The organism is Shewanella sp. Isolate8 (genome assembly GCF_022398495.1).
Classification (GTDB): domain Bacteria; phylum Pseudomonadota; class Gammaproteobacteria; order Enterobacterales; family Shewanellaceae; genus Shewanella; species Shewanella aquimarina.
Window position 1 is genome coordinate 626,744 of the sequence record NZ_JAKEVI010000001.1, and the last position, 18,423, is coordinate 645,166.

General features: G+C 52.8%; 16 protein-coding genes and 1 other annotated feature. Of the genes, 10 read left to right on the forward strand and 6 right to left on the reverse strand.

The window, feature by feature from the left end:
- Positions 1 to 11 precede the first annotated feature (11 nt).
- Positions 12 to 1,070: a hybrid-cluster NAD(P)-dependent oxidoreductase gene (locus L1D43_RS02710; protein ID WP_239849857.1), complete on the forward strand. Its 1,059-nt coding sequence runs from the start codon at positions 12 to 14 to the stop codon at positions 1,068 to 1,070.
- Positions 1,071 to 1,247: 177 nt separating this feature from the next.
- Entirely contained in the window at positions 1,248 to 1,583 is a 336-nt protein-coding gene (locus L1D43_RS02715; protein ID WP_041510378.1) for a hypothetical protein, read from the forward strand.
- An 83-nt stretch (positions 1,584 to 1,666) separates the two neighbouring features.
- On the opposite strand, the gene L1D43_RS02720 is transcribed toward L1D43_RS02715, so the two are convergent.
- Positions 1,667 to 3,631 carry a chorismate mutase gene (locus L1D43_RS02720; RefSeq protein ID WP_239849858.1) on the reverse strand — a complete coding sequence of 655 codons (1,965 nt, stop codon included), beginning with the start codon at positions 3,629 to 3,631 and terminating at the stop codon, positions 1,667 to 1,669.
- Between the two features lie 40 nt (positions 3,632 to 3,671).
- Positions 3,672 to 3,792, reverse strand: a sequence feature (Phe leader region).
- Positions 3,793 to 4,626: 834 nt separating this feature from the next.
- A complete protein-coding gene (gene raiA, locus L1D43_RS02725; RefSeq protein ID WP_041510380.1) occupies positions 4,627 to 5,001 on the reverse strand; it encodes a ribosome-associated translation inhibitor RaiA in 375 nt (124 codons plus the stop codon).
- 274 nt (positions 5,002 to 5,275) lie between these two features.
- On the opposite strand from raiA, the gene L1D43_RS02730 reads away from it, so the two are divergent.
- Complete coding sequence (locus L1D43_RS02730) at positions 5,276 to 5,959, forward strand: cytochrome b/b6 domain-containing protein (RefSeq protein ID WP_239849859.1); 684 nt, start codon at positions 5,276 to 5,278, stop codon at positions 5,957 to 5,959.
- 114 nt (positions 5,960 to 6,073) lie between these two features.
- Here the strand turns inward: L1D43_RS02730 and L1D43_RS02735 are convergent, their stop codons facing one another.
- Positions 6,074 to 6,535 carry a cytochrome c gene (locus tag L1D43_RS02735; protein ID WP_239849860.1) on the reverse strand — a complete coding sequence of 154 codons (462 nt, stop codon included), beginning with the start codon at positions 6,533 to 6,535 and terminating at the stop codon, positions 6,074 to 6,076.
- Between the two features lie 230 nt (positions 6,536 to 6,765).
- Here L1D43_RS02735 and trpR point away from each other — a divergent pair, with 230 nt between their 5' ends.
- Complete coding sequence (trpR, locus tag L1D43_RS02740) at positions 6,766 to 7,041, forward strand: trp operon repressor (RefSeq protein WP_041510382.1); 276 nt, start codon at positions 6,766 to 6,768, stop codon at positions 7,039 to 7,041.
- On the opposite strand, the gene L1D43_RS02745 is transcribed toward trpR, so the two are convergent.
- Both L1D43_RS02745 and slyD read right to left on the reverse strand, forming a co-directional pair.
- Positions 7,042 to 7,422, reverse strand: coding sequence for a hypothetical protein (locus tag L1D43_RS02745; protein ID WP_239849861.1), 381 nt, complete (start codon positions 7,420 to 7,422; stop codon positions 7,042 to 7,044).
- Between the two features lie 161 nt (positions 7,423 to 7,583).
- Complete coding sequence (slyD, locus tag L1D43_RS02750; RefSeq protein ID WP_239849862.1) at positions 7,584 to 8,198, reverse strand: peptidylprolyl isomerase; 615 nt, start codon at positions 8,196 to 8,198, stop codon at positions 7,584 to 7,586.
- Between the two features lie 718 nt (positions 8,199 to 8,916).
- On the opposite strand from slyD, the gene thrA reads away from it, so the two are divergent.
- The 4 genes from thrA to L1D43_RS02770 all read left to right on the forward strand — a co-directional run bounded on the left by thrA (position 8,917) and on the right by L1D43_RS02770 (position 14,272).
- Positions 8,917 to 11,385 (forward strand): bifunctional aspartate kinase/homoserine dehydrogenase I, encoded by a 2,469-nt coding sequence (thrA, locus tag L1D43_RS02755; protein ID WP_239849863.1) that lies wholly within the window; start codon positions 8,917 to 8,919, stop codon positions 11,383 to 11,385.
- Positions 11,382 to 12,332, forward strand: a complete 951-nt coding sequence (thrB, locus tag L1D43_RS02760) for a homoserine kinase (protein WP_239849864.1) — start codon at positions 11,382 to 11,384, stop codon at positions 12,330 to 12,332. The genes thrA and thrB overlap by 4 nt, the downstream gene beginning before the upstream one ends.
- A 14-nt stretch (positions 12,333 to 12,346) precedes the next feature.
- Positions 12,347 to 13,630 (forward strand): threonine synthase, encoded by a 1,284-nt coding sequence (gene thrC / locus L1D43_RS02765; protein ID WP_239849865.1) that lies wholly within the window; start codon positions 12,347 to 12,349, stop codon positions 13,628 to 13,630.
- 345 nt (positions 13,631 to 13,975) lie between these two features.
- On the forward strand, positions 13,976 to 14,272 hold the full coding sequence (locus tag L1D43_RS02770) for a hypothetical protein (RefSeq protein WP_239851022.1): 297 nt from the start codon (positions 13,976 to 13,978) through the stop codon (positions 14,270 to 14,272).
- Here L1D43_RS02770 and nfo read toward each other — a convergent pair.
- Positions 14,269 to 15,120 (reverse strand): deoxyribonuclease IV, encoded by an 852-nt coding sequence (gene nfo, locus L1D43_RS02775; protein WP_239849866.1) that lies wholly within the window; start codon positions 15,118 to 15,120, stop codon positions 14,269 to 14,271. The genes L1D43_RS02770 and nfo overlap by 4 nt on opposite strands.
- A gap of 132 nt (positions 15,121 to 15,252) precedes the next feature.
- On the opposite strand from nfo, the gene L1D43_RS02780 reads away from it, so the two are divergent.
- The gene (locus L1D43_RS02780) at positions 15,253 to 17,277 is read left to right on the forward strand and encodes an ATP-binding protein (RefSeq protein WP_239849867.1); all 2,025 of its coding nucleotides are present in this window, start codon (positions 15,253 to 15,255) and stop codon (positions 17,275 to 17,277) included.
- Positions 17,274 to 18,368, forward strand: a complete 1,095-nt coding sequence (locus L1D43_RS02785) for a response regulator (RefSeq protein ID WP_239849868.1) — start codon at positions 17,274 to 17,276, stop codon at positions 18,366 to 18,368. The genes L1D43_RS02780 and L1D43_RS02785 overlap by 4 nt, the downstream gene beginning before the upstream one ends.
- Positions 18,369 to 18,423 lie beyond the last annotated feature (55 nt).

Below are 18,423 nucleotides of genomic sequence, written 5' to 3' on the forward strand. Positions count from 1 at the left end.
GTGAGTCGCCCATGAATCAACAAGATTATCAATCACCCAACTGGCAGGCTGGCGAGATAAGGCTAGTCTGTGTCGAGCGCTGGCAGGAAACCCATGATGTGACCAGCTTTCGCTTTCAAGGCGCCCAGCCCGTTAAATTTCATTTTAAGCCCGGGCAGTTTATCACCTTCCTGCTGGATATCGCTGGCGAGCGCCTTGCACGCAGCTATACCATCTCCTCGTCGCCCTCCCGCCCTTACTCCTTGGTGGTGACCATTAAGCGTATTTCTGGCGGGCGCGTGTCAAATTACCTGGTCGATAACTTGCAGGCGGGGCATAGTGTCAATGTGAGCGGCCCGGCTGGTGCCTTTAACCTGATCGATATTGCCGCCGATAAGTATCTTTTCTTGAGTGCCGGCAGTGGTATTACGCCCATGTACTCCATGTCGCGCTGGCTAACCGACACCCAAGTTGGCAGCGATATCGCCTTCGTGCACAGTGCCAAGGCGAAGGAAGATCTGATCTTCCATGACGCCCTGCTTAAGATGGCGCAGCGTCATCCAAATATGGCATTGCACTATAGTCTGGAATCGGCCGAGGCGCTTGAGGCCTGCTCAAGTTTCGCAGGAAGGCTAAGCTTAGCCATACTCGCCGAGGCAGTGCCCGATTTTCTCGAGCGAACCGTGTTCGTCTGTGGCCCAGAGCCTTATATGCAGGCGGCTAAGACTATGCTGGAGGAGGCAGGTTTCGACATGAGTCGTTATCATCAGGAGAGCTTCGGCGCGCCCACCTCATCGCCTGCATCGCAAGTCGAAGGGCTAGAGGATGACGCGGCCTTCATGCTGCAAATTGGCGATCTGTCTACGCCGCTAAACGAAGCACAGACGGTACTCGAAGGGATAGAGGCCAAAGGCCTGCCCATTATCGCCGCCTGCCGCTCGGGCGTCTGCGGCGCCTGTAAGTGCCAGGTGTTAAGCGGCGAGACAGAGTCCAGCAGTGAGATGACACTGACGCCAGCCGAGGTAGAGCAGGGCTTTATTCTTGCCTGCTCGACGCGAATAAGATCCGACGTGACGCTCGCCTTGGGTTAAGGTTGAAAGGCTAAGCGCGTTAGGTTTGGCTTAGCGATAAGGGGGCTTTTTAAGAAGGGGATACAGTCGTAAGATTTGCGCTATGGGCGATGACACAGTATGGTTAATGTGAGGGTTAGGCGAATGGCATCACGCTGGCTTAGCCCAATTCTTAGACCCTTTGTGTGGAGCGCCCTCATGGTATCGACTACGTCACAGCCAGTCGTTATAGACGACCATAGCCTTGGCCATCTCCTTTATGCCCTGATGTCGGCCTTTCCGCTTTTGTTGTTGCCGCCTCTGTTTGCCTTGCTTATTAGCCTTGGGCAGAAGGGCGACAAGATGAGTAGTCTGCTCTATTCCCATATTCGTTGGCAGCGTTGGTCGATTATCTCGCTGTTTTCGCTTCTGCTCCTGGCCTACTTAATACCTCAAGCCTGGTTGGCCGTCAGCTTGTCACTGCTGGCTCTGCTGTGGTTTTGTCATCGTACAATCAAAGGCTGGATGAACCTGGTCGATGGCCTGGCGATTTAAATGTATCTATAAACAAAAAAGAGGACCTATGGTCCTCTTTTTTGTTTATAGATACGCTCTGGTGTCTGTTAATTAGCCAGCCGTTAGTCGCGGTAGAGACGAGCCAAGATGTCGCTATGGACATTAAGCTGCTGGGGATCGCTCAGGCCCAGCACCAGGCCATCAGCTTTAAGGGCCCTTGCAGCACAGGCCTGGCTAGCGAGTTCATCTTGCTGACAGGCATAGCGGGTATTGATGATCACCGGCAGGTGGCTCTTCTCTTTCAGGCTGATGAGCCCGGACAGATCTAAGGTCGGCCGCTGCTGCTCGTTGAAGGTTCTGATTCCGGCTTCACTCAAGATCACCTGCTGATTACCTGCGGCCAATATGGTCTCTGCACCGCCCAGCCATTCATCTAGGCTGGCCATAGTGTTGCGCTCTAAGATAACCGGCATGTGCAGCGCACCGACCTGTTCGAGCAGATCGCGATTGTGCATCTGCTTGCCACTGATCTGCAGCATGTCGGCATGATCAACGGCCAGCGGGAGTTCGCTCTCATGTTCGATGGCGACGATACAGGCCAGATCAAACTGGCTCAGGGCTCTGCGCATCTCGCTCAGCTGGCGGTTCGCCATGGGGTTGGCATTTAACTCGCTAACGATCACGGCCTGGAACCCCGCCTCTTTTATCTGCTTGGCCAGCTGGCTGTAGTGGCCAGGCTCTTGAGTCAGACTCAGCTGTGCCATGGCGCCAAACTGACCGTCACCTATCTGTAGCTGTCTTGTGACAACGCTGGTTATCTGTGGATGTTCGGCCAGGCTATGACGTAGATGTTTGGCGTCCTGTTTCTCTCTTGCCTGTTGGTCGGCTTCGCGGCTGGTGGTGGGCTCTATCATCAGCTGACTGTTGCTCAGCTGGGTCGGGTTGACGGTTTCGCAGGGGTAACAGCCAAGTACCTTGATGAAGCGGGTAATACGTTCCAGCTCCTTTAACGCCTGTTGCATCTGGTCGCTGGCGAGGTTGGCGTCAAGGTCCAGGTAGAACATCTCCTCCCAAGGGGTACCTGGGATAGGGCGGGATTCGAGCTTACTCATGTTGAGATCATGGGCCTTTAAGATCAGCAAGGCTTCTACCAGGGCGCCGGGTTTCTGCCCCGTGGCCATGATAAGCGTGGTCTTGGCCGGCAGCTGTTCGGGCACCGCAATGGCCTTTCTGGCGACGACGATAAAACGGCTTTGGTTGATCTTCTGGTTGGCCAGCTCGCGCTCGATGGCCTCGAGTTGGTACAGGGCACCGCCTTCGACGCTGCCGATAGCGGCGACGCTGTTATCATCGGCCTCGAGCACACGCTCCATGGCCTCGGCGCTGCTGGAGCAATATTCCAGTTTGAACTCACCGTGTTGACTCAGATAGCGACTGCATTGGCTGATAGGTTGAGGATGGGCATAGATGGTTTTGATCTGCGTAACCTGAGTGCCAGGCTTGGCGAGCAGGCAATGGCCTACCTCTATGGTGGTTTCGCCTACGATAGCCAGGCTGGTGTGTTGCAGCACATCATAGACCTCGTTGATCGAGCCTGATGAGGTGTTTTCGATCGGCAGGAAGCCGTAGTCGGCGTGACCCGATTCCACCGCCTGTACTATCTCATCGAAACTTTTACAACCCAGATCCTGCATGCCAACCTGACGGCGCTCGCAGTAGCGAGTGGCAGCGAGATAAGAGTAGGAGCCACGCGCGCCTAAGTAGGCGATGTTGTATTGCTGTTTCTGCAGGTCAGGGTTGGCGCGACCCTGAAGGTAGGCTTGTTGGTTTAATACCGAGTCTTCGATGATGCTTTGATAGAGGGAGAGGACATAGTGAGCGTCGAGTCCCTGCTCGCGTCCCTGTTTAACCAGTCTGGCCAGCAGCTCTTTCTCTCTCTGGGTATCGCGAATTGGGCGAATATCGACCTCTTTGCTGCGGGCGACATCTAAGCTCAGTGCCCGTCGTTTGGCCAGCAGTGCCAGCAGTTCATTGTCGAGCGCGGTGATCTGTTCCCGGGTATGGTTAAGGGGATGTGGTTTGGTCATGCTGTCCTCTGTCGTTGAACGCTTCTCGATTACTCATGCAAATAAAAAAGCCCCCCATAAATGGGAGGCTCTGGAATTCTTACTTTCGTTTTTACACCGAAATTCCGCCTCCCTAGAAGGGTGGAATAAAAAAGAAAGTAAAAAAAGCGTTGGTGTTCGTTTTCATAGCCTTCAAATTAAGCCTTGCTCTAAATCCTGTCAATCAAAAAAGGGATAAAGTGAGAATTTATACCTGTGGTAATAAGCGCCCCCCGTGAGCGAATTGACTTGCCACAAATAGAAAGCGCACCTCTTTGGGTGCGCCGGGAGAGTAAAAGATCAGAATTTAAGATGGGGCATCCTCCTTTGCTTGTCGCCTGCAGATGAAAAGACTGCAGCAGGTGATAAGGGAGAGGCAGCGGGCTAATCGACTAGCGGTGATCCAATGGCCTGTTAACGTCTATTACGTTGGTTTGCCTTAATTGGCTATTTGGCTGCCTCAGTTACGGAAAAAGCACTCAATATTAAAATGGGACTGCGCTCCTTTCTCACTCGTTAGGGTGCTAGGCTTCGAGATTATCTTAGCGGCAACCCTATGGCCTGCTGGGGACGACTTGTTTGGCGCTATGCCTATTTCCTATTTGGGCTAATCTTAAGCCTTAGGTTGTGTGAGTCGCCTTCAATAAATCAAACGTGAAAGTTAACGTCTTGCGTCTGGTGAATGTGACCTCTTACTCCTTCGTTGGCTTGCTTTCGACATCAGATACGGCGCTTAATAGTAAGTATAACAAGGGCGGACAACATAGCTAGTTCGTTAGCTGAGTTCCACGGCTTCTCATTGAATGCCTGTGGCTGAAGTGGTTGTCCGTCCTCGTCTCTTGCCTGTCGCTGTACCTCGATTTAGGTGGCGGTTTAACTGTCCACCAAGTTTGGGTAAGTGGCTTTTGTGCCAGTTCGTTAGCGTTCGTTCCTCGGCCTATGCCTGAGGCGATGATTCGCCACTTACCGTTAATCTGTTACGCCGCGTATTCCTCATCTAATGTTTCGTCATACTCGTCGTCGATATCGGCGCTTTCTGGCGTTGGGCTCATCGCTGGAGCCGTGTAGCGAGCTCCTTCCGGTTTGTGGCTGAGGCGATTGAGCTGTTTCTCCAATTTTTGACCCATTGCATTGATTGCTGCATAGAGATCTTTGTCTTTCGCCTGAGCAAATAAGGTGTTGCTTGGTATACCGACTGAAGCTTCTATCTTAAACCCTTGCTTCTCTTGACCTATGATTACATGTGGATTAATGAGCTGTACATCGTGTCTACTTAGTTTTTCTAAACGGCTCTCGATACGTTCACGGATAGGAGTGGTGACTTCGAAATCTTTACTTGTAATCTTTATCATATGTCGAACCTTTCGTTGTTTCCTTGACTTCAGATTACCAATTCAGTCCCTAGAAAACGTGATCTAGATCAACTTTTGACTGCCATTATTTTCCGTTCGTTGGTTATTTGAGCCCTTAGACAAAATTGTAAAATAAACATTAGGAATGGCTTGTTTTTATCAAATTTAGGCTGCATATTTGACTGGATAACACTGCTTACATAAATCTATTTGCCTCTCCCCATCGCTTCAAATATCATCAATTTCATTATTTTCTAAAGCGATGAGTTATAAGATGTCCTCAGTAGAAAACCCTCAGTCTGCCCAGGTAAAAATTAAGGTATGGGATCTGCCTACGCGCCTGTTTCATTGGAGCATGATAGCGCTGCTCGGCGGTTTGTGGTGGAGCGCCGAGGTGGGGGAGATGCAATGGCATCAGGTGTTTGCCTACGGGCTAATGATCTTGCTCGGTTTTCGAATTCTTTGGGGAATCGTTGGCAGTGAGACGTCGCGCTTTAGCCATTTTGTGAAATCGCCGACTAAGGTACTTGCCTATGTCAGGCAGCCCCAGTGCCGCAGCGTTGGCCATAATCCTCTGGGGGGCTATATGGTGGTGGTGATGATCTTGGTGCTGATGGTGCAGCTCACCACAGGACTATTTGCCACAGATGAGGTCTTTACCGAAGGGCCGCTATACGCTTATGTGAGCAGCGAGACAGCCGGAACCTTGACCTGGCTGCATAAGCAAAATTTCAATTTACTCCTTTTACTGGCGGTTTTGCATATTCTTGCAGTGGTCTGGCACGGCATTAAAGGCGACAAACTGGTTGGTGCCATGATCACCGGCTATAAGAGCGTCAGCCGCGAGAGCGTTACCGAGTTTAAGTTTCGCTCGGGCTTGATGGCCCTGACACTGGTGGGCGTGCTAGCAGGCCTAGTAGTGAACTATCTGATTTGGCCCATTGCGGCCATGCTGTAGGGCGATGGCTAATGGTAAAAGTTAGGCTAGAGAAACAGGATAAGAAAAGGGGAGCTTAATTGGCTCCCCTTTTTTATTGGCTTTCGATATTGGTCGTCAATATTCGTCTTGTTATTAGTCTTTCTTGTAGACGTCGTGACAACCTTTACAGCTCTTACCTGTATTAATGAAGGCTTGCTTAATCGCATTTTTATCGTCTGATTGCGCGGCAACGGCAAGTTTGGCGGCGTTGTCTTGGAAAGTGCTCATCTTAGCGTCGAAATCGGCTTTGTCGCTCCAGATCTTCGCCAGTGCGCCAGTGTCGCCCTTGTCAGAACCGGCAACGAAACCTTCTGCTGGCAGCTTGCTCAGTGCGGCAACGTTTTGCGCGCGCATGGCAAAGACTTCGGCGTCGAATGGCTTCTTGCCCTTAAGCATGGCGCCCATGTCGCCAAAGTTGTGAGCGATCAGGCCAAAAGCAGATTGACGATAATGAATGGCGTCGTCTGACTCTTTGAAGTTATTGGCTTGTACCGCTGTGGCCAGTAAGGCACTGCCGGCTAGGGCGAGCAGGCTTAATTTAAACTGTTTTTTCATGGCAATCATTCTCACTACTTTGTGGATTTATGTGATCTAACGCAAACATTCTAATCGTAATTAACTATCAGATACTATAGATTTTTCTTTAAAATGCTGGCCAAAATGTTGCCGAATGTGTCTAACTCTTGAACGCCTGACTCATCGCATCTACTGGCTCGATAGCCAGCGTGGCAGATTTCTTGGTACACTTCGATGTACTGGTAGGCTATGACAGCTTAGGAGCTAAAGTGCGCGCAAACTGGGATCTGGTTTTAGAAAAAGTGGTCAATCATCAAGACACCGATGCCTTGATGGATCTGTTCGATCTACTGCTCACCGAGGAGGAGCGTAGCGCCATTGCTGGGCGGCTGAAGGTATTTCAAGCCCTGCTCTTGGGAGAGATGAGTCAGCGACAGATAGCCGCCGAATTCGAGATCAGTATTGCCACCATCACACGTTGTTCCAACTACCTCAAGCATATGCCCACGGCTCAGCGCGAGCGTATCAAGGCGCTCATTCTCTAGTTAGATCACCCGTATTGGCATAGGCAGTTGGGGCTTACGATAGTTGCGGCGCTGGGCCAGACGAAATAAGGCGAAACTGGCTAGCCCGGCGCCTGCAAACGAAAGATAGCTGGAGTCGCTGTGGCGAAAGACAAACAGGGCGCCCAAAAGGTAGGCGTAAGGAAGCAGGTTGTAGAGCGCATCAGGCCAGATGCCTTGCTTACGACGACTCGGTTTATCGCTACGCCGATTCTGTGAGCGCATGTTGAAGATACGTGCGCCGAGCAGGAAGATAATCACGCCTAAGAGCACTGGAAGGGGCGCCGGACTCATCAGTATGGTCGTTGCTGCGATGAGCAGGTAGATGGCAGGAAGTTTTTCATAGATGGGCTGAGCAACCATTTCGATATCCTTATCGTTTATACGCAGCTAGCTGATGTTGTCTTGAGCTTAAAATAAAAAAGTCGGCAACACCTAGTAAAAGGTGGCCGACTCGATTCAGAATCCTACCTGAGATTGACGCCTAAGCGTCAAATTAAGGCTTTAGGTTGAGCTGCTTTAGCTTAGTGCTGGCAGCCGCAACCGCCGTTGCCGTCACAACCTTCTTTGGCTGGCTTCTCAGGATCTTCGCTACAGCATCCGCCTTGATGATCATGACCTTCGCCACCACAGCAACCCCCTTCATGGCTATGCTCGTGGCTGCCACAGCCGCCGGCTGCATGGATATGGCCATGGGCGATCTCTTCGGCGCTGGCGTCGCGTACTGATAGTACTTCAACGGTGAAGTTAAGGGTTTGACCCGCTAGTGGGTGGTTACCGTCAACCACGACGACATCGTCTTTCACTTCGGTCACTTGTACCGGACGCTGGCCCATCTCTGTTTCGGCGATGAAACGCATGCCAGGTACGATATCTTCGATATCGCCGAAGGCTGCTAATGGGACATCTTGACGTAAACCATCGTGGTAAGGACCGTAAGCCTGCTCGGCCTCTACGGTAACTTCAAGCTTGTCGCCAACACTTTTGCCTTCGAGTGCCTGCTCAAGGCCTGGGATCATGTTTTCTGCACCGTGAAGGTATAGCATTGGCTCACCTTCAAATGAACTCTCGATCAACTCACCTTGCTGGTTCGTTAAGCGGTAATGGATGCTAACAGCTTTGTGTTGGGTGATTATCATATCGCCTCCAATTCAGAATGTGGCGGCATTTTAGCTCGCTTTGTTGGCCTTGGCGATGACCTAGCGCAGCTTCTTGAGGGAAAATCGGTAAATTTTTTTTTATCAGGCTAGGTGTAGTGAGAAGTCGGGTAAGGGGAATTGCTTCTCTTTGATTGTTTATTCACAATTTTTGGAAAAGTATTTTGCATTGTTGACGCCTTAGCGTGCATGTTAATCGTCGATTTCTGGTCTCTTTTCTCTGTCAGTTTGTTAGCACTCGTAAAGCCTGATTTCATACCTTGTGAAAATTCACCTTTCATGATTATCGCTATGTTTATTAGCTATTTATTTGATGATTCGGATAAGCGGAATACTGATAGGTCACTTAGCCTATCATTCCCTTTATTTACTTAAATCTATGTCCTGTTATTTCATTTTAGCGTTTGCAGCGTCGCAGGCGCTGAAAGTGTATTTTTATAAAGTTTTGTTTTGGGGGTTGACACCTTGGGGCAAAAAAGGCAATTCTGTAGAGACTTCAATGAATATGTTTTGATACGACAGAATAGAATTTAAATGTTTAGCCTTAATCTCGTAGTAACCACCATTATTACAACCACCACGATTACTAGCGTGGGGGCCGGCTAAGCATACTCGAAAGAAATGATTTGAAATGATTAAGCCCGCTCCCCATCAAGGAGCGGGTTTTTTTGTTTCTGGGGCGCGGTACTAAGGAGAGAAGATGAAGGTAATGAAGTTCGGTGGTACCTCGCTGGCCAACTGGCAGAGGTTTAGTAGTGCGGCGCAGATAGTCTTGGCATCGGCCGAGGAACAGCCGACGGCAGTGGTGTTAAGCGCGCCGGCAACCGTGACCAACGGCTTGTTGGAGATGGTGGATCTCGCTGTTGCAGGGGATGATTTCTCTCCCGTCTTGAGTCAGGTACATGAGGTCTTTAAGACCCTCTATGCAAAGGCCGCCAGCGAGGTCTTGGGTAGCGAGCAGTCAGCAGGCCTCGAAGGTGTCCTGGCCGCGCAGCTCAAGCACTGGCAAGACAAGCTACAAGGCGTGGTCTTATTGGGTGAGTGCCCCGACTTTGTCCGCGCAGAGATAGTGGTCGGTGGCGAGCGCCTCTCTGCGGCGCTGATGGAGCAGTTGATGTTGGCCGCCGGCGTCTCGGCCAACCAGCTTGTACCACAACAGCTGTTTGTGGCCCATGGGCCGGCGCTGGAATCGGTTGTCGATATCGCCGTGAGCAAACAGCGTTTTGCCGAGCTTTCTCTCGATGCCCATCAGGTGTGGGTGATGCCAGGCTTTACCGCCGGAGACAAGGATGGCCGAGTGGTCACCCTTGGCCGCAACGGCTCGGACTATTCGGCGGCGGTGCTGTCGGCCTGTATCGATGCCAGCTGCTGCGAGATCTGGACAGATGTGGATGGCGTCTATAATACCGACCCGCGTGTCGTCGCCGATGCCAAGCTGCTGACTCAGCTCAGTTACCAGGAGGCGATGGAACTGTCCTATTTCGGCGCCAAGGTACTACACCCTAAGACGATTGCGCCTATCGCTCAGTATCACATCCCTTGCTATATACGTAACAGCTTCAACCCACAGGCTCCAGGTACCTTGGTATCTAATCAGGCGGACGAGACGGGCCTGAACGTTAAGGCTATCTCTAATCTCGACGAGCAGACCATGTTCGACATCGCGGGTCCCGGCATGAAGGGCATGGTTGGCATGGCGAGCCGGACTCTGGGGGCCATCTCCCGCTCCGGGGTGTCAGTCTCTCTCATTACGCAAAGCTCGTCCGAGTACAGCATCAGCTTCTGTGTAGCCACCGCCGATGCCGAGCGGGTGCGCCTGGCGCTGGAGCAGGAGTTTGAGTTGGAGCTTAAGAGCGAGATCCTCGAGCAGATTAGCATGCGCCACAACCTGGCCATCGTATCCTTGATAGGTGACGGTATGCGCACCCATAAGGGGGTTGCCGGCAAGTTCTTCCAGGCCTTGGCCCAGGCCAACGTCAACATAGTGGCTATCGCCCAGGGCTCCTCTGAGCGCTCCATCTCGGCGGTTATCGAGCTGCGCAAGACCAAGCATGCCATCGCCGCCTGTCATCAGAGCTTCTTCGATGTGCAGCACTATCTGGATGTCTTCCTGGTGGGCTGTGGCAATGTGGGCGCTGGTTTGCTCGAACAGATCAAGCAACAGACAGAGATGTTGAAGGCCCAGCACATTACGGTGCGCGTGTGCGGAGTGGCGAACTCCCGCCAGATGCTGCTCGATGCTAAGGGGATAGATCTTAATCATTGGCAGGGACTGCTTGCCGACAGCCAGCAGGCTTGCGATCTGGAGAAGATGCTTGCCTGGGCCAAAGATCAGCAGCTACTCAACCCTGTGCTGGTGGATTGTACCTCAAACGAAGCCGTGTCGGATCAATATGTCGCGGTAATGAATGCCGGTCTGCATGTGGTGACTCCTAACAAGAAGGCCAACACACGTGATTATGACTATTACCGTGCCCTGAGGCAGACTGCGCTGCATCAGCGTCGTCAGTTTCTCTATGAGACCACAGTTGGCGCGGGCCTGCCGGTTATCGACAACCTGAAGAAGCTCCTCTTCGCCGGTGACAAGCTACAGAAATTCAACGGCATACTCTCGGGGTCACTCTCCTATATCTTCGGTATGCTTGATGAGGGGATGAGTCTGTCGGAGGCGACGCGTATCGCGCGGGAGAAATGCTTTACCGAACCCGACCCAAGAGACGACCTCAGCGGTATGGACGTGGCCAGGAAGGTGCTTATCCTTGCCCGCGAGGTGGGTATGCAGATAGAGCTGAGTGACATTCAGGTTGAATCTGTACTGCCGAGTCATTTCGACGCCTCTGGCGATGTCGAGACCTTTATGGCGAACTTGAGCGCACTTGATGGCGAACTTGCCGAGCGCGTAAATAGCGCCAAGGCCGAGGGTAAGGTGCTGCGTTATGTGGGGCAGATAGACGAGCAGGGCTGCCGGGTGAAAATCGCCGAGGTGGATGCCAAGGATCCCCTCTACAGCGTCAAGGGCGGCGAGAATGCGCTGGCCTTCTACAGCCGATACTATCAGCCGATCCCCTTCGTGCTTCGCGGCTATGGCGCGGGCACAGAGGTGACGGCGGCGGGAGTCTTCGCCGACCTGCTGAGAACCCTCAACTGGACACGGGAGATGGGCGTATGAGTTTAACGGTTTACGCGCCAGCCTCCATGGGCAATGTCGGCGTCGGATTCGATCTGCTGGGCGCCGCCTTGGCACCCGTTGACGGTAGTCTGTTAGGGGATTGCGTATCGATAGCGTCGGCGCCGCATGGCGTCTCGCTTAAATTGGCCGGTCACTGGGCCGACAAGTTGCCTGCCGCCTGCGAGGAGAATATCGTCTACCAGTGCGCCCACTTCTTCCTCGAGCAGCTAGGGAGCCGGGCTGGCGTTGCCATGACCTTAGAGAAGAACCTGCCGGTGGGCAGCGGCCTTGGCTCCAGTGCCAGCTCTGTGGTCGCCGCCCTGTACGCCCTGAACGAGCATTTCGATCGTCCCTATGACAGCGATGCGCTGCTGAGGTTGATGGGTGAATTTGAAGGCAAGATCAGCGGCTCTGTGCACTATGACAATGTTGCGCCCTGTTATCTAGGTGGCATGCAGCTGATGTTGGATACCCCGAGCGCCGTGTGTCAGGACCTGCCCGTCTTTAAAGACTGGTATTGGGTGGTGGCTTATCCTGGCATCTCCCTTTCAACGGCCAAGATGCGCGCCTTGCTGCCAGCGCAATACGATAAGTCAGTAACCATAGATTTCGGTCGTTATCTGAGTGCTTTCGTGCATGCCAGTTATCGACAAGATGCCGAGCTCGCCATAGAGGTGTTAAAGGATGTGCTGGCGGAACCTTATCGCGCCGCAGAAATTCCCGGTTATGAGCAGGCGCGCGCCGCCTTGGCCGAACTCGGCATGGCCACCACGGGGATCTCAGGGAGCGGCCCGACACTGTTTACCGTGACCGATAACCTGGAGACGGCTGAGCAGGCCAAGGCCTGGTTAGATGCGAATTATGTCACCTCTGGCGCTGGTTTTTCCCATATATGTCAAATTGATATGCTCGGCACGCGCCGTGTAGATGCACCACTTTTAGATTAATAGGCGGATGTAAGATGGAACTCTATAACTTAAAACACCCCTCACAGAAGGTTAGTTTCACTCAGGCGGTTAAATTGGGCCTAGGGCGGGATCGCGGCCTGTTTTTCCCTGTCACTATCCCAAGGCTGGACGATGTGGATGCGCTGCTGGCGATGGACTTCGTCGAGCGCTCAAAGGCGATATTGGGCGCCTGGTTGGCCGATGAGCTTGGCCAGGAGCTGGTGGATAGCCTGGTTGAGCGCGCCTTCAATTTTGAGCTGCCGCTGAGCAAGGCCGATGACAAGCGTTATTGCCTCGAGCTGTTCCACGGTCCGACCCTGGCCTTTAAAGACTTTGGCGCACGCTTCATGGCGCAGTGCCTCAATAGCCTGGCACAGGAAGACAAGCTGACCATATTGACCGCTACCTCGGGGGATACCGGCGCCGCAGTCGCCGATGCCTTCTATGGGCTGGATAAGGTACAGGTGGTGGTGCTCTATCCTAAGGGCAAGATCAGCCTGCTACAGGAGAAGATGTTTACCACCCTGGGCGATAATATTCATACTGTGGCGGTGGAGAGCGATTTCGATGCCTGTCAGGAGATGGTCAAGGCCGCCTTCGAAGACAGCGACGTGCGTGACGGTCTGCACCTTAACTCGGCGAACTCTATCAACATCAGTCGGTTGCTGGCGCAGATCTGTTACTACTTCGAGGCGGTGGCCCAGTTTAAGCGAGCTAATCAAGGCGATCCTGTGATTGCCGTGCCCAGCGGTAACTTCGGCAACCTGACGGCGGGCTTGTTTGCCAAGGCGATGGGGCTGCCGGTGAAGCGATTCGTGGCGGCCACCAACAGTAACGATACTGTGCCGCGTTATCTGGCCGATGGTCAGTGGTCGCCTAAGGCAACCGTCGCGACCCTTTCTAATGCCATGGATGTGGCCGAGCCGAGCAACTGGCCCAGGGTTGAGACCATCATGGAGGTGATGAACTGGCCGCTGAGCGAGCTGGTGGGCGTCGGTCTCTCGGAGCAGGATACGGTGGAGGCGCTGGATGAGCTCTATCGCGGCGGTTACTTGTCTGAGCCCCATGCGGCCATCGCCGCTAAGGCACTGTCGTTAACCATGTCGGCCGATGAGCAGGGGATCTTCCTCGGTACGGCCCATCCGGCCAAGTTTAAAGAGGTGGTGGAAGAGGCGCTGTATATCGAGCTTGAGCTGCCACCAGAGCTACAAGCGGTGAAGGATAAGCCTATCCTGTCGGCCGAACTGCCTGCCGATTTTGCCCGCCTCAAGGCTCACCTGTTTGAGACCTTAGCTTAACCACTGTCTGGTTATTTATGCTTAACAGCCAAGGCGATAGTGCCTTGGCTTTTTTATGCCCGCTTCTTTCTGTTTTATCTCTTAGGACTGTTTTTTAGTTCAATTAGGCTGTTTCTATCCAGTTGTTTCAATCCAGTTGTTTAGATGGGGCGGCAGCTAACCTCCGCGCCGTATTTTATTAGCATTATCAGCAATGCGTTTGCATCGAATCGCGTCCATTACCTAGGTTGCCAAATGTATCAATGACCTTGAGACCGGCGTGATGGTTATCACAACCAAGCTCTGCTAAATCACTTATCTTACGGGCCTTTTTCTTTAGCCATTATTTGATAGAGCCGTGACGTGTTGCATCTTAGAGTGATTTTATCTGGCCTTTGTTTACTGACAGCCTGCGCCTCAAATGAGCCACAGCTCTACTCGCGAATCAATGAGGCCTATGATTTCGAGGTGACCCATTGCGATAGTTTCGCTATGGTGACGGGGATAGGCAGAGGGGAGGCGCCGCTAAGGGCGGCGCGGGAGAATGCCAAGCAGCAAGGTGAGGCCCTGCAGGGCACTCATATCGTCTGGCTACAGGAGGATCACTTCGACAGGGATAATCAGGCCAGGGTGATTGCCGTGGTCTATAAGTGCTTGTTTTAGCGAACCTGACTCCTTAGCCAGTTGATCTCTTGTGGCCAGATCTCAGGTTCTATCGTCTCCAGGATGAGTGGGATCTGCTTAGTCGCGGGGTGTTTCATGATATAGCTAAACGCATCCATGCCGATATAACCGGCGCCGAGGGAGTGGTGCCTGTCGACCCGGCTGTTGAGGGGCGTCTTGCTGTCGTTAAGGTGCATCGCCTTGAGGTAGTGGTTGCCCACTATGGCATCGAATTGTCCGAAGCTCGCTTCGCAGGCCTCATGGGTCGTTAAATCATAGCCAGCGGCAAACATGTGGCAGGTGTCGATACAGACACCTACGCGGCTCTTATCTTCTACCTTGTCGATGATCTGTGCCAGTTGCTCGAAGCTATGGCCCAGGTTTGACCCCTGACCCGCGGTGTTTTCTATGATGGCGCTGACCCCCTGGGTCTTATCCAGCGCCAGGTTGATCGACTCGCTGATGCGGGCCAGGCACTCGTCTATGTCTATCTTGTTGAGATGACTGCCGGGATGAAAGTTGAGCAGGGTTAACCCCATCTGCTCACAGCGTTGCATCTCATCGAGAAAGGCCTCACGCGAGCGCGTGAGCTGCTCGGTATCCGGATGGCCCAGATTAATCAGATAGCTGTCGTGTGGCAGTATGGCATCGGAGGAGATATTGGCCTGTTCGCAGTTGGCCTTGAAGTCGGCTATCTGCTTAGGACAGAGCGGCGCCGCCTGCCAACGTCTCTGATTCTTGGTAAATAGCGCAAAGGCGTTGGCGCCAATCTTCTGTGCGTTTAGCGGCGCATTGGCGATACCGCCGGCGGCGCTGACATGGGCACCAACCCAATGAGTGTCTGACATTCTTCCTCACTAACTTTCAACAAGCTTATAAATTATCACGGTATTTTGAGCGATTTTTCTAGGCTGGACTATGCTCAATGAAAGGTATTTAGCCTTAATTCTTTATTTTTCGATAGTGGAATGGACTCTAGCGTGTTTAAGGATCTCTCTCAATCTGAATTTATGGACTTCGGCCCAGCCTTGATCGCCCAGCTGGGTAAGTTACAGGGACAGTTTATTCGTGGTGACGATGTGCTCTTGCCCCTGTGTCGTGTTCTGGCCGATAGCAGCGGCGCTGAGTCTGTGATGATCTTGTCTCGTCGCCTGCTGGCCTGTGACGAGATGCCGGCCGATGTCACCTGCTGGTGCCGGGATTCTATGCGATATATCACCCTGTGGCGCCAGGTAAAGGACTGGCCGCTGTTGGATGGTCAACGCGGTGCACATCTGTGGCAGCGATTTGTGGTGTGGCCCATCGAGGGGCTAGACGTCAATATCTTCTTCTATCGCCCGGTCAAGGGCTGGCTGTCGTTTCTCACCTCCTATCAGACCTTTATTGCCGATAGTATCAGCGGCATGTTGCAGCAGCAGAGCCTGGATTGGCAGCAGAGCCGTAATGCCCAGATCATCAAGTCGATCGACACCCAGATGTATCAGTCTATCGTCAGTAACAGCGAGGATATGATCGTGGTCGCTTCGCGCCAGAAGGGGATGGCGCCCGTGATCATGTATGCCAACGCGGCGGCGACAGCCATCAGCCAATATCCCCGCAGTCAGCTGATCGGCAAGTCCATTGAGCTCTTCTTCGGAGATCAGGATGACAAGGCGCAGGAACTGCTGGAGGCGATAGAGCTGCGCCTGGAGTTTACCGGCGAGTTGGTTTGTTCGACCGCTACGGGGGAGAAGGTGATCTTGCATACCCATCTGATTGCCTTAAACGAGCAGTATGAAGATGGCAGCCTGTTTACCCTGGTGGGGAGGGACATCACGGAACAGAAGCTGATGCAAAATACCATGGCCCGCACGCAAAAGATGCAGGCCATGGGTCAGCTGGTAGGGGGCGTGGCCCACGATTTCAACAACATCTTAGGTGTGCTCAAGGGCAATCTGGAACTGATGGAGCTCAAGGGCAAGGACGATACCATAGCACGTTACCTGGCCACGGCGCTCAAAGCTTGTCAGCGAGGCACCGACCTGACCCGGCGCCTGCTGCAGTTTTCCCGGCAGGAGCAATTCAGTGCCCAACCGGTGCAGGTCAATGAGGTGCTGCTGGGCTTAGAGGAGCTGCTGGAGAAGTCGTTAACCACTCAGGTGAGCCTCAATATTTTGCCTCAAGCGTCGATGCGGGATATCTGTGTCGATCGTGGCGACCTGGAAGATGCCCTGATTAACCTGGTATTGAACGCCAAGGATGCCATGCATGGGGAAGGGCAGATCACCATAGCGACAGGTGAGCAGTATCTGTCGGGCTATCTGCCAGGAGTGGGCAATACGGTCAGCACAGATAACCGCGACTATGTGTGGGTCTCTGTGATCGATCAGGGCGGGGGGATAGCCGATCACCTGCTGGATAAGATTTTCGAGCCATTCTTTACCACCAAGGATAAGAGCAAGGGGACCGGGCTTGGCCTCTCCATGGTGTACGGCTTCGTAAAACGCTCTAACGGTTACATGAGTATCATGCACACGGGCGCAGAGGGCACTGAGATACGCCTGTGGTTTCCGGCCATCAAGCCGGTCGAGCGACAGAGCGAGCGACATCACAGGCCGCTCGAGTATCCCAAGGTCGCGCGGCCCATCAGGGTGCTTATCGTCGATGATGAACCCGATCTACTGGAGGTGCTCTGCGATCACTGTCAGATGATGGGGATGGAGGTGCTGGCCTATACAGACCCTCTGTTGGTCAGGGAGCAGTTTAGCGGCGGCATAGAAAACATAGATCTCATCATCTCAGATCTCTTGATGCCAGGTGGCATAAACGGCTATGAGCTGGTGACAGATTTGAATCGGCACACAGCTATCCCTGTGCTCTTGATCTCAGGTTATGTCGGTGATGTCGGGATCAGTAGCCGGGAAGATCTGCCCTTTAAGGTACTACAGAAGCCCTTTGATATTAGCGCCTTCGTGCGTGGGCTCGAAGAGATAGGGATTGAGTTTTTACAAGGAGAATTGCGATGAACAACATGGAGATTTGGGTTGTCGACGATGACAGGGATTACTGCGAGCTGATCGTCGAGATGTTGCAAGATGAATTTAAGGTGACTCCCTTCTATGGTGCGGCCGATTTTCGTATTGCCCTGCAAAGTAGCCAACCCGACCTGTTGTTGATGGATATCAATCTGCCCGATACCGATGGCATCACTCTCTGCAAAGAGCTGCAGGAAACAAACCAGGAGGTGGCCGTGCTGTTTGTCTCTGGGATGAATACCCTAGAGGAGCGGCTCAAGGCCTATGAGGTGAATGCGGTGGACTTTATCGCTAAGCCCTTTGAGTTAAAAGAGTTACTGGCCAAGGTCCATAGCGTCGCCCACTATGTGATGAAGCAGAGAGAGCTGATTCAGGCGGAATCAGTCTCCCGTAACATGGCCTTTCAGTCGATGACCGAGTCGTCTCAGTATGGTTGTGTGTTGCAGTTCTTTCGCCAGTGTTTTCTCTGCCACGATCACCAGACTCTGGCCGATGCCTTCTTTGACCTGATGCAGCAGCTTAATCTCAATACCTGCTTGGAGATACGCGGTGATAGCGTGGAGTATTTTGCGCCTAGGCATGCCGCGATCAGCCCCATAGAGTCGAACATTCTCGAACTGCTGGACAAACATGGCCGCCTGTATGACTTTGGCTGCCGTACCATATGCAACGATAAACATGTCTCCTTCCTGATCAAAAATATGCCGATAAATGACGAGGTGCTCTATGGCAGGTTACGGGATATTATCGCCGTGGTGGTCGAAGGCCTCGAGGCGCGCGTCATGGATATCGGTCGTCAGCAGACACTGAAACAGGTTTTTGTCGATATCGAAGCACTTATCGGTGACATCAACGCCGCGACCCTTGAGCATGATGAAAGATTCAGTGCCGCACTCATTAACATGACCACTGAGATCCGCGGCAGCTTTCATGTGCTGGACATGACCATAGAGCAGGAAGATTATTTTACCGCGCTCATCGAGCGTAATTTGAAGGAGGTGAAGTCGGCCTCGCAGGCCTTTACCCGCCTACAGTCTGCGTTGGGCAAGGTGATGGATGTACTGGGGGCAAGCGTACCTTAAGTGATTATTTTATGTTCATTTTTCTTGATCTGAGTCACGTCATCATGGCGGGTTA

Coding starts and splice junctions, on each gene's coding strand:
- L1D43_RS02720 (WP_239849858.1), bottom strand. CDS start 3,631: ATGACCAAACCACATCCCCTTAACCATACCCGGGAACAGATCACCGCG.
- L1D43_RS02785 (WP_239849868.1), top strand. CDS start 17,274: ATGAACAACATGGAGATTTGGGTTGTCGACGATGACAGGGATTACTGC.
- L1D43_RS02735 (WP_239849860.1), bottom strand. CDS start 6,535: ATGAAAAAACAGTTTAAATTAAGCCTGCTCGCCCTAGCCGGCAGTGCC.
- nfo (WP_239849866.1), bottom strand. CDS start 15,120: ATGTCAGACACTCATTGGGTTGGTGCCCATGTCAGCGCCGCCGGCGGT.
- L1D43_RS02745 (WP_239849861.1), bottom strand. CDS start 7,422: ATGGTTGCTCAGCCCATCTATGAAAAACTTCCTGCCATCTACCTGCTC.
- L1D43_RS02715 (WP_041510378.1), top strand. CDS start 1,248: ATGGTATCGACTACGTCACAGCCAGTCGTTATAGACGACCATAGCCTT.
- thrB (WP_239849864.1), top strand. CDS start 11,382: ATGAGTTTAACGGTTTACGCGCCAGCCTCCATGGGCAATGTCGGCGTC.
- L1D43_RS02710 (WP_239849857.1), top strand. CDS start 12: ATGAATCAACAAGATTATCAATCACCCAACTGGCAGGCTGGCGAGATA.
- slyD (WP_239849862.1), bottom strand. CDS start 8,198: ATGATAATCACCCAACACAAAGCTGTTAGCATCCATTACCGCTTAACG.
- thrA (WP_239849863.1), top strand. CDS start 8,917: ATGAAGGTAATGAAGTTCGGTGGTACCTCGCTGGCCAACTGGCAGAGG.
- thrC (WP_239849865.1), top strand. CDS start 12,347: ATGGAACTCTATAACTTAAAACACCCCTCACAGAAGGTTAGTTTCACT.
- raiA (WP_041510380.1), bottom strand. CDS start 5,001: ATGATAAAGATTACAAGTAAAGATTTCGAAGTCACCACTCCTATCCGT.
- L1D43_RS02730 (WP_239849859.1), top strand. CDS start 5,276: ATGTCCTCAGTAGAAAACCCTCAGTCTGCCCAGGTAAAAATTAAGGTA.